This is a genomic window from Cupriavidus sp. 05N39 (genome assembly GCF_056397325.1).
On record NZ_JBFTNE010000041.1, the window covers coordinates 134,375 to 144,062 of the forward strand.

Annotated in this window: 6 protein-coding genes; all 6 read left to right on the forward strand. The window is 65.2% G+C overall.

Going from position 1 to position 9,688, the window contains the following annotated elements; all coding sequences use genetic code 11:
- Window positions 1-91: 91 nt before the first annotated feature.
- The 6 genes from AC1DN0_RS20790 (at window position 92) to AC1DN0_RS20815 (ending at window position 9,005) form a co-directional block, all read left to right on the forward strand.
- Window positions 92-4,066, forward strand: coding sequence for a DUF3683 domain-containing protein (locus tag AC1DN0_RS20790; RefSeq protein ID WP_441636266.1), 3,975 nt, complete (start codon window positions 92-94; stop codon window positions 4,064-4,066).
- A 196-nt stretch (window positions 4,067-4,262) separates the two neighbouring features.
- Window positions 4,263-4,697 (forward strand): HIT family protein, encoded by a 435-nt coding sequence (locus tag AC1DN0_RS20795; RefSeq protein WP_441636264.1) that lies wholly within the window; start codon window positions 4,263-4,265, stop codon window positions 4,695-4,697.
- Window positions 4,698-4,835: 138 nt separating this feature from the next.
- Window positions 4,836-6,701: an ABC transporter ATP-binding protein/permease gene (locus AC1DN0_RS20800; RefSeq protein ID WP_441636262.1), complete on the forward strand. Its 1,866-nt coding sequence runs from the start codon at window positions 4,836-4,838 to the stop codon at window positions 6,699-6,701.
- A 52-nt stretch (window positions 6,702-6,753) separates the two neighbouring features.
- Window positions 6,754-7,167, forward strand: a complete 414-nt coding sequence (locus AC1DN0_RS20805) for a gamma-butyrobetaine hydroxylase family protein (protein ID WP_276291551.1) — start codon at window positions 6,754-6,756, stop codon at window positions 7,165-7,167.
- Window positions 7,168-7,204: 37 nt separating this feature from the next.
- A complete protein-coding gene (gene ubiE, locus AC1DN0_RS20810; protein ID WP_045240829.1) occupies window positions 7,205-7,936 on the forward strand; it encodes a bifunctional demethylmenaquinone methyltransferase/2-methoxy-6-polyprenyl-1,4-benzoquinol methylase UbiE in 732 nt (243 codons plus the stop codon).
- 52 nt (window positions 7,937-7,988) lie between these two features.
- Window positions 7,989-9,005 carry a Tim44 domain-containing protein gene (locus tag AC1DN0_RS20815; protein ID WP_441636260.1) on the forward strand — a complete coding sequence of 339 codons (1,017 nt, stop codon included), beginning with the start codon at window positions 7,989-7,991 and terminating at the stop codon, window positions 9,003-9,005.
- The last annotated feature ends 683 nt before the right edge of the window (window positions 9,006-9,688 follow it).

Genomic DNA, 9,688 nt, shown 5'->3' on the forward strand with positions numbered 1-9,688 from the left:
GGTGCGGCGAAAGCAGGCCTTGAAGTACAATTGCCCTTTAAAGACGATCCGGCGCACCGTCCCCGTGCGCTACAGGAAGCGGTCCCTCCCCATGAACGCCCCACTCGTGCTCGATGCCAAACTCGCCTCGCAGGATGCGCCCCCGCGCCTGCGTGAGATCCCTTATAACTACACGTCATTCTCGGATCGCGAGATTGTCATCCGGCTGCTAGGCGAAGAAGCCTGGCGCATCCTGCACGAGTTGCGCGCAGAGCGCCGCACCGGCCGGTCCGCCCGCATGCTGTACGAAGTGCTGGGCGATATCTGGGTGGTGCGCCGCAATCCCTACCTGCAGGACGACCTGCTGGAGAATCCCAAGCGCCGCCAGATGCTGGTGACCGCACTGCACCATCGGCTGTCCGAGGTGGAAAAGCGCCGCGCCGCCGACCGTGCCGAGCATGCCGAACCGGCGGCCGAGGACCGCTCCCACCGCGTCGAGCAGCTGGTCAGCTTTGCCAAGCAGGCGATCGAGGACTTCAAGCAGGAGTTCGCCGACGCCTACGACCTGCGCAAGCGCACCCTGCGCGTGCTGGGCCGCATCACGCAGAAGGACAACATCAAGTTCGACGGCTTGTCGCGCGTCTCGCATGTGACCGACGCGACTGACTGGCGGGTGGAATATCCCTTCGTGGTCCTCACGCCGGACACCGAAGAAGAGATCGCCGGCATGGTCAAGGGCTGTTTTGAGCTGGGCCTGACCATCATCCCGCGCGGAGGCGGCACCGGCTATACCGGCGGTGCCGTGCCGCTGACGCCGATGAGCGCGGTCATCAATACGGAAAAGCTCGAGCAGCTCGGGCCGGTGGAGCAGACCGACCTGCCTGGCGTATCGCACAAGGTCGCGACCATCTTCTCCGGCGCCGGCGTGGTGACGCGCCGCGTGGCGGATGCCGCCGACAAGGCGGGGCTGGTGTTCGCGGTCGACCCGACCTCGATCGACGCCTCCTGCATCGGCGGCAACGTGGCCATGAATGCCGGCGGCAAGAAGGCCGTGCTGTGGGGCACCGCGCTGGACAACCTGGCCTGGTGGCGCATGGTGGACCCGGAAGGCAACTGGCTGGAAGTCACGCGCCAGGACCACAACCTGGGCAAGATCCATGACGTGCCGGTCGCCACATTCGAGTTGAAATGGTCGGATGGCAACCGTGCGCCCGGCGAGAAGCCACTGCGCACGGAAACGCTGGTCATCGAAGGGCGCAAGTTCCGCAAGGAAGGCCTGGGCAAGGACGTGACCGACAAGTTCCTGGCCGGCCTGCCCGGTATCCAGAAGGAAGGCTGCGACGGCATCATCACCAGCGCCCGCTGGATCCTGCACCGCATGCCGGCGCATGTGCGCACGGTCTGCCTGGAGTTCTTCGGCCAGGCACGCGACGCCATTCCGAGCATCGTCGAGATCAAGGACTACCTCGACGCCGAGACGCGCACCCCCGGCGGCGCCATCCTGGCCGGCCTGGAGCATCTGGACGAGCGCTACCTGCGCGCGGTGGGCTATGCCACCAAGAGCAAGCGCAACGCCTTCCCCAAGATGGTGTTGATCGGCGATATCGTCGGCGACGACCAGGACGCGGTGGCCCGCGCCACCTCGGAAGTCATCCGCATGGCCAACGGCAAGAGCGGCGAAGGCTTCGTCGCGGTCAGCCCGGAGGCACGCAAGAAATTCTGGCTGGACCGCTCCCGTACCGCCGCCATCGCCAAGCACACCAACGCCTTCAAGATCAATGAAGACGTGGTGATCCCGCTGCCGCGCATGGGCGAGTACACCGATGGCATCGAGCGCATCAATATCGAGCTGTCGATCAAGAACAAGCTCCAGCTGACCGACGCGCTGGAAGCTTTCTTCGCGCGCGGCAACCTGCCGCTGGGCCGCAGCGACGACGCCAACGAGATCCCCAGCGCCGAACTGCTGGAAGACCGCGTGCAGCACGCCTTGCAGCTGCTGCGCGAGATCCGCTCGCGCTGGACCTATCTGCAGAACCATCTCGACACGCCGCTGGCCACCGCGCGCGCCGCGCTGATCGGCCACGGGCTGGGCCTGCTCGGCCAGGCCTTCGAGGCACGCCTGGCGCAGCAGCCGGACGCCACCGTGTTCCACTTGCTGCAGGACCGCACCATCCGCGTGTCCTGGAAGAGCGAGGTGCGCGCCGAGCTGCGCAATATCTTCAACGGCGGCGAGTTCAAGCCCATCCTCGACGAAGCGCAGAAGATCCACAAGCAGGTGCTGCGCGGCCGGGTTTTCGTGGCGCTGCACATGCACGCCGGCGACGGCAACGTGCACACCAACATCCCGGTCAATTCCGACGACTACGACATGCTGCAGGATGCCCACCGCGCGGTGGCCCGCATCATGGCGCTGGCGCGCTCGCTCGACGGCGTGATCTCCGGCGAGCACGGCATCGGCATCACCAAGCTGGAGTTCCTGACCGAAGACGAGATCGGCGAGTTCCGCGAGTACAAGCAGCGCGTGGACCCGCAGGGCCGCTTCAACAAGGGCAAGCTGTTGCCGGGCGCCGACCTGCGCAATGCCTATACGCCGTCGTTCGGGCTGATGGGACATGAGTCCATCATCATGCAGCAGAGCGATATCGGCGCTATCGCCGACAGCGTCAAGGACTGCCTGCGCTGCGGCAAGTGCAAGCCGGTGTGCGCCACCCACGTGCCGCGCGCCAACCTGCTGTACAGCCCGCGCAACAAGATCCTGGCGACTTCGCTGCTGGTGGAAGCCTTCCTGTACGAGGAGCAGACCCGCCGCGGCATCTCGATCAAGCACTGGGACGAGTTCTCCGACGTGGCCGACCACTGCACGGTCTGCCACAAGTGCGTGACGCCGTGCCCGGTCAAGATCGACTTCGGCGACGTGTCGATGAACATGCGCAACCTGCTGCGCAAGATGGGGCAGAAGAAGTTCAATCCCGGCACCGCCGCGTCGATGTTCTTCCTCAACGCCACCAATCCGCAGACCATCAACATGACCCGCAAGGTCATGATTGACTGGGGCTTCAAGGCGCAGCGCCTGGGCAACGACGTGCTCAAGAAGTTCGCCAGGAAGCAGGCCGCGCACCCGCCCGCCACGGTGGGCCGCGCGCCGGTGCAAGAGCAGGTGATCCACTTCATCAACAAGAAGATGCCGGGCAACCTGCCCAAGAAGACCGCGCGTGCGCTGCTGGATATCGAAGACAACGAGATCGTGCCGATCATCCGCGACCCGAAGCGGACCTCGCCCGAGACCGAGGCGGTGTTCTACTTCCCGGGTTGCGGCTCGGAGCGGCTGTTCTCGCAGGTCGGCCTCGCCACGCAGGCCATGCTGTGGCATGTCGGCGTGCAGACCGTGTTGCCGCCGGGCTACCTGTGCTGCGGCTATCCGCAGCGCGGCAACGGCCAGTACGACAAGGCCGAGAAGATGGTCACCGACAACCGGGTGCTGTTCCACCGGGTCGCCAACACGCTGAATTACCTCGATATCAAGACCGTGGTGGTGAGCTGCGGCACCTGCTACGACCAGCTTGCCGGGTATGAATTCGACAAGATCTTCCCGGGCTGCCGCATCATCGACATCCACGAATACCTGCTGGAGAAGGGCGTCAAGCTGGAGGGCGTGACCGGTACGCGCTACATGTACCACGACCCCTGCCACACCCCGATCAAGACCATGGACCCGACCAAGCTCGTCAACGAGCTGATGGGCGGCAACGAGGGCGGCGGCAAGATCGAGAAGAACGAACGTTGCTGCGGCGAGTCTGGCACCCTGGCGGTGTCGCGTCCGGACGTTTCCACCCAGATCCGCTTCCGCAAGGAAGAGGAAATGACCAAGGGCGCGGACAAGCTGCGCACCGACGGCTTCGTCGGCGACGTCAAGATCCTGACCAGTTGCCCGTCCTGCCTGCAGGGTTTGTCGCGCTACAACGAAGACGCCACGGTAACGGCGGACTACATCGTGGTGGAAATGGCCAGGCACCTGCTGGGCGAGAACTGGATGCCGGACTACGTGGCCAAGGCCAATTCGGGCGGCATCGAGCGGGTGCTGGTGTGATGGAAGGGGCGAGGGCGGTGAGCACGATGCGCTTCGGCAAGCCTCTGGTTTGCGCCCCTCTCCCGCTTGCGGGAGAGCAGCCGGGGGAGAGGGCGGACGGGCGCCGGCCCGCAGGCTCTCACTCCGTGCAGGCTCCCGCCCTCTCCCCCAACCCAGGGCAGCGGACTGATGCCCCCGGCGTCCCGGGAGTGATCGCATGAACCTCATCCCCGACTGCCCCCTGTGCGAGACCGACGGCGGCGAACTGGCCTGGCGCGGCGAGCGCGCCCGCGTCATCCTGGTCGAGCACGAGCGCTTTCCAGGCTTTTGCCGGGTGGTCTGGAACGGCCACGTGGCCGAGCAGACCGACCTGCCCGAGGACGACCAGGCCTGGCTGATGCGCCTGGTGGCGCGCGTGGAGCGCGCGGTGCGCGAGACCATGTCGCCCGACAAGGTCAACCTTGCCGCTTTCGGCAATATGGTGCCGCACCTGCACTGGCATATCATTCCACGCTATCGCTGGGACACGCATTTCCCCGAAGCCGTCTGGGCGGCCCCGCAGCGCGAGCCCGATGCCGCGCGCCTGGCCGGCCTTGCGCAGCGCCTGCCGGCATTGCGTGCGGCCCTGGCGAAACTGGACGAAGTACGCTGACCCGAGGCGCGGATTGCTGCCGGTTTTTTGGAGTTTCCGGAACCAGCCGGGCAGCGCCGTCTTCTAACACCCGTTGTCTTCATTCACACAAGAGCGGGGCCGGTGGATCAGCCATGGCCCGCCCGCGCGAAAGGTGCCATGTCCACACCGACTTCCGTTACCGTTCCAGGCCCGGCCGTGCCGGCCCGTGCCCTCAAAGTCCAGAGCCGCCTGCGGATGGGCGAGACCTGGGACCTGATCAAGCCTTACTGGATATCCGAGGACCGCAAGGCCGGGCTGGGGCTACTGGCCTTCGTCGTCGCGCTCAATCTCGGCATCGTCTATATCAATGTGCTGCTCAATGACTGGACCCGCGTGTTCTACAACGCGCTGGAGCAGCACGACTACGCCTCCTTCAAGGCGCTGCTGATCCGCTTTTCGTGGATTGCCGGCTTCTTCATCGTGGCGGCCATCTCGCGCCAGTACTACACCATGATGCTGCAAATGCGCTGGCGTACGTGGATGACGGGGCGCTTCATGGACCACTGGCTCAGTCATCAGGCGTACTACCGCATCGAGCAGACCCATACCACTGACAACCCTGACCAGCGGCTGGCCGACGACCTGCGCTCGTTTACCGATGGTGCCCTGACGCTCTCGCTCGGGCTGCTCAATTCGGTGGTAACGCTGCTGTCCTTCGTTGGCATCCTGTGGGCGGTGTCAGGGCCGATCAGCTTCATGCTCGGCGGCAACGAGATCATCATTCCCGGCTATATGGTGTGGTTCGCCATCGGCTACGCGGTGATCGGGTCGCTGATCGCCCACCTCGTGGGCCGGCCGCTGATCGGGCTGAGCTACCAGCAGGAGCGGTACGAGGCGGATTTTCGCTTCACGCTGGTGCGCCTGCGCGAGAACAGCGAGCCCGTGGCGCTGTACCGGGGGGAACCGACCGAACAGGCCGGCCTGCGCTCGCGCTTCGACCGCATTCGCGCCAACTGGAACCAGTTGATGCGTTATACGCGGCGCCTGACCTTCGTCAATTCCGGCTATGCCCAGTTCGCCATCATCTTCCCGCTGATCGTGGCCGCTCCGCGCTACTTCGCCGGCAAGATGACGCTCGGCGGGTTGATGCAGGTGAGTTCGGCATTCGGCCAGGTGCAGGGCGCCCTGTCCTGGTTCGTCGATAACTACGCGACGCTGGTCGGCTGGAAGGCCGCGGCCAACCGGCTGATCGATTTCCGCGACGCCATCCGGGTGGCCGAGCGGCAGGACCAGGAACACACCGGCGTGCGCGATATCGAGGTGGACCAGGCGGATGCCGACGGCATCCGCATCGACACCCTAGCACTGGCGCTGCCGGTGCGCACGGGCAATGGCGGCGAAATCCACCAGCGGCCGCTGGTGGCGCCGTTCTCGCTGGAGATCGGCGCCGGCGAGCGCTGGCTGGTCAGCGGTCCCTCCGGCTGCGGCAAGAGCGTGTTGTTCCGCGCGCTGGCCGGCATCTGGCCATATGGCAGCGGCACGGTAGCCATGCCGCGCGCGGCCAGCTTGCTGTTCCTGCCGCAACGCAGCTACCTGCCGATCGGGTCGCTGGCCGATGCGCTGGCTTATCCCGACGCCGGCACCGCCCACAGCCGCGAGGCTCTGCAGGAGGTGCTGCGCCAGGCCCAGCTCGGCGCCCTGACCGAGCAGCTTGATGTGTTCGACAACTGGTCGCTGCGTTTGTCGCCGGGCGAACAGCAGCGGCTCGCCTTCGCGCGGGCGCTGCTGCAAAAGCCCGACTACCTCTTCCTCGACGAAGCCACCAGCGCGCTCGACGAGGAGACCGAGAGCGCGATGTACCGCCTGATGGTGGAATCGCTGCCCGGCGCGGCGATCATCAGCATCGCCCACCGCAGCACGGTAGCCGCCTTTCATGATCGCCGCCTGCGCTACGTTGCCGCGGACGGCGCGCACTGGAAGACGGAGCAAGATGGGCAAGGCGAGGCGGCTGCGGTAAGCTATCGGGTCGTACACGAAGCGTGAAGGCGGGTGTGGCCGCGATTTGCGGCGCGCCGAAAGCCGCGCGCCACCCATCATGGCAGGCCTCGAAAAAGATACTCCCCACCCCACCGCCCTCACCGTGCACACCCAGTCGCGCGTGCTGGAGGTGGGCTTCGACAACGGTGCCAGCTTCCGGCTGCCCTTCGAGTACCTGAGGGTGAACTCGCCCTCGGCCGAAGTGCAGGGCCACGGCCCGGGCCAGGAAGTGCTGCAGACCGGCAAGCGCGATGTCACCATCGCCGCGGTCGAGCCGGTTGGCAACTACGCCATCCTGATCCGTTTTTCCGACGGTCACGATACCGGCATCTATTCCTGGGAGCTGCTTTACCGCCTGGGCGCAGAGCAGGATGCCATCTGGCAGGCCTACCTGCAGCGCCTGGAAGCGGCCGGGGTCGACCGCGACACCCCGATGGTGGCCGGCGGCGGCCATGCCTGCGGCCATCACTGAGCGCCCCGCGGGCCATTACTGAATTCTGGAGCGAGTCATGAGCGAAACCCACTTCGGGTTCGAGAAGGTCAAGGAAGAAGAGAAGGCCGGCAAGGTGGCCGAAGTCTTCCATTCGGTGGCCAACAAGTACGATGTCATGAACGACCTGATGTCCGGCGGCATGCACCGGCTGTGGAAGATGTTCACCATCGCCCAGGCCGGCGTGCGGCCCGGTTTCAAGGTGCTCGACATCGCCGGCGGCACCGGCGACCTGGCCAAGGCCTTCGCGCGCCAGGCCGGACCTGCCGGCGAGGTCTGGCTGACCGATATCAACGAATCCATGCTGCGGGTGGGCCGCGATCGCCTATTGAACAAGGGCATCGTCATCCCCACCTGCCTGTGTGACGCGGAGCGGATTCCCTTCCCCGACAATTACTTCGATGTGGTCACCGTATCCTTCGGGTTGCGCAACATGACCCACAAGGACGTGGCGCTGGCCGAGATGCGCCGCGTGATCAAGCCGGGCGGCAAGGTCATGGTGCTGGAGTTCTCCAAGGTGTGGAAGCCGCTGGAAAAGGCCTACGATCTCTATTCGCTGAAGTTCCTGCCGTGGCTGGGGCAGCGCGTGGTACAGGATTCCGATAGCTATCGCTATCTGGCGGAATCCATCAGAATGCATCCAGACCAGGTTTCACTTGTACGTCTTATGGAACATGCGGGCCTGGACAATGTCGAATACTTCAACCTGACGGCAGGAGTGGTAGCACTCCACGTCGGGCGAAAGTACTAGACTGATATAGGCTCACGGAAAAATGAGCGAACTTAACAGGGGAAGCACTGATATGTCGCTATTTCGCGCAAGATTCATGGCGGGTGTGCTGATTGGCACGCTTGCCCTCGGCATGGCGCTGGACGCGAACGCCAAACGCCTCGGCGGGTCTCGCAGCGTTGGCAAGCAATCGTCCGGCGTGACGCAGCGCCAGCAGGCGCCGGCACAGCAATCGCCGAACCAGACGCCCGCGCAGCAGCAACCGGCCCAGCAAGCCGCGCCGGCCGGTGCCGCTGCTGGCGCTGGCGCGGCAGCCGCTGCCGCACCCAAGCGCAACTGGGGAGGCATGCTCGGCGGCATCGCCGCCGGCCTGGGCATTGGCTGGCTGTTGTCGCACTTCGGCCTGGGCGGTGCCGCCATGGGCTTCTTGTCCAACCTGATCCTGATCGCCCTGGTGGCGTTCGTTGCGATCTGGCTGATCCGCAAGTTCCGCGGCGGCGCGAGCCGTCCGCAGCAACCGGCCTATGCCGGAGCGGGTGCTGGTAACGGCCCGGGTGGCATGGGCGGAAGCAACGAGCCGGTGCTGCGCCAGCAAGTGCCTGCCGGCGCACCGAATCCCGTGATGTCCGGATCTGGCGCCGCCTCGCCGCTGCAGTCCGCCGCGCCGGTGATGGCCGGTGCCGCCGCTGCTGCAGCCGTGGCCCAGCCTTGGGGCGTGCCGGCCGACTTCGACACTGAAGCCTTCCTGCGTAACGCCAAGGTTTACTACGTGCGCCTGCAGGCTGCCTGGGATGCCGGCAATCTCGAGGACATCCGTGAGTTCACCACGCCGGAAATGTTTGCCGAGATCAAGATGGACTTGTCCGAGCGGGGCGCCGAGGTCAACAAGACCGACGTGGTCACGCTGGAAGCCGAGCTGCTCGGCATCGAGGACAGCCCGGCCCAGCATCTGGCCAGCGTGCGCTTCTCCGGCATGATCCGTGAAAAGGCCGGCGATCCGGCACAGCCTTTCGCTGAAGTCTGGAACCTGGCGAAGCCGGTGACGGGTAGCGGTGGCTGGCTGCTGGCTGGTATTCAGCAGGTTTCCTGAGTGCTGGGAGTGCTCTGCTGGCCGCTGCACGGCCGGCAGGTGGCATAGAATGGAGGCCCACGTGAAAACGTGGGCTTTTCTTGTTTGTGGGGTGGGGAGATTCTGTTGCTTGGCTTCAAGGGCTTAACTTCAACGTCAAAGGCTTAAAGTCAAAGGCGGTTTCACCACCCCTGCGGGGCGGCGACCTACTTTCTTGTCTTGCCAAGAAAGTAGGCAAAGAAGGCGCGCCGGATGGGGCGAAAGACTCCTCGTCGGCAGRCAAAAAGAGCGGCCGGGAGCCAAACTCGCATCGCCTTAAGGCGATACTCAAACATGGSYCCCTCTTTTCCGCTCTTTTCGTCGGATCCCGAGGCGCCCCATACGGCCTGGTACACCTTGACGGCTCGCTTCGCATCGCGGGACGGTGTGGCCCGCCCCTGGGGGCGCTCCACACGGCTACCAATCGTTACTTGACGGACCCGCCCTTGCAAACGCCCTCCCTCTCCCCCGGCCCCTCTCCCGCAAGCGGGAGAGGGGAGCAAACCCATGGCCGACTCAAACCTTCAGGTTGTAGCCGTGTTTACCAACCGAGGGGCGGCAAACACAGTCCCGCGATGCGAAGCGAGCCGTCAAGGTGTACCAGGCCGTATGGGGCGCCTCGTCGGCAGGCAAAAAGAGCGGAAAAGAGGGGGCCATGTTTGAGT

Excerpts from the sequence above, each read along its gene's own strand:
- AC1DN0_RS20805 (WP_276291551.1), top strand. The coding sequence starts at position 6,754 with ATGGCAGGCCTCGAAAAAGATACTCCCCACCCCACCGCCCTCACCGTG.
- AC1DN0_RS20795 (WP_441636264.1), top strand. The coding sequence starts at position 4,263 with ATGAACCTCATCCCCGACTGCCCCCTGTGCGAGACCGACGGCGGCGAA.
- AC1DN0_RS20790 (WP_441636266.1), top strand. The coding sequence starts at position 92 with ATGAACGCCCCACTCGTGCTCGATGCCAAACTCGCCTCGCAGGATGCG.
- AC1DN0_RS20800 (WP_441636262.1), top strand. The coding sequence starts at position 4,836 with ATGTCCACACCGACTTCCGTTACCGTTCCAGGCCCGGCCGTGCCGGCC.
- AC1DN0_RS20815 (WP_441636260.1), top strand. The coding sequence starts at position 7,989 with ATGTCGCTATTTCGCGCAAGATTCATGGCGGGTGTGCTGATTGGCACG.
- ubiE (WP_045240829.1), top strand. The coding sequence starts at position 7,205 with ATGAGCGAAACCCACTTCGGGTTCGAGAAGGTCAAGGAAGAAGAGAAG.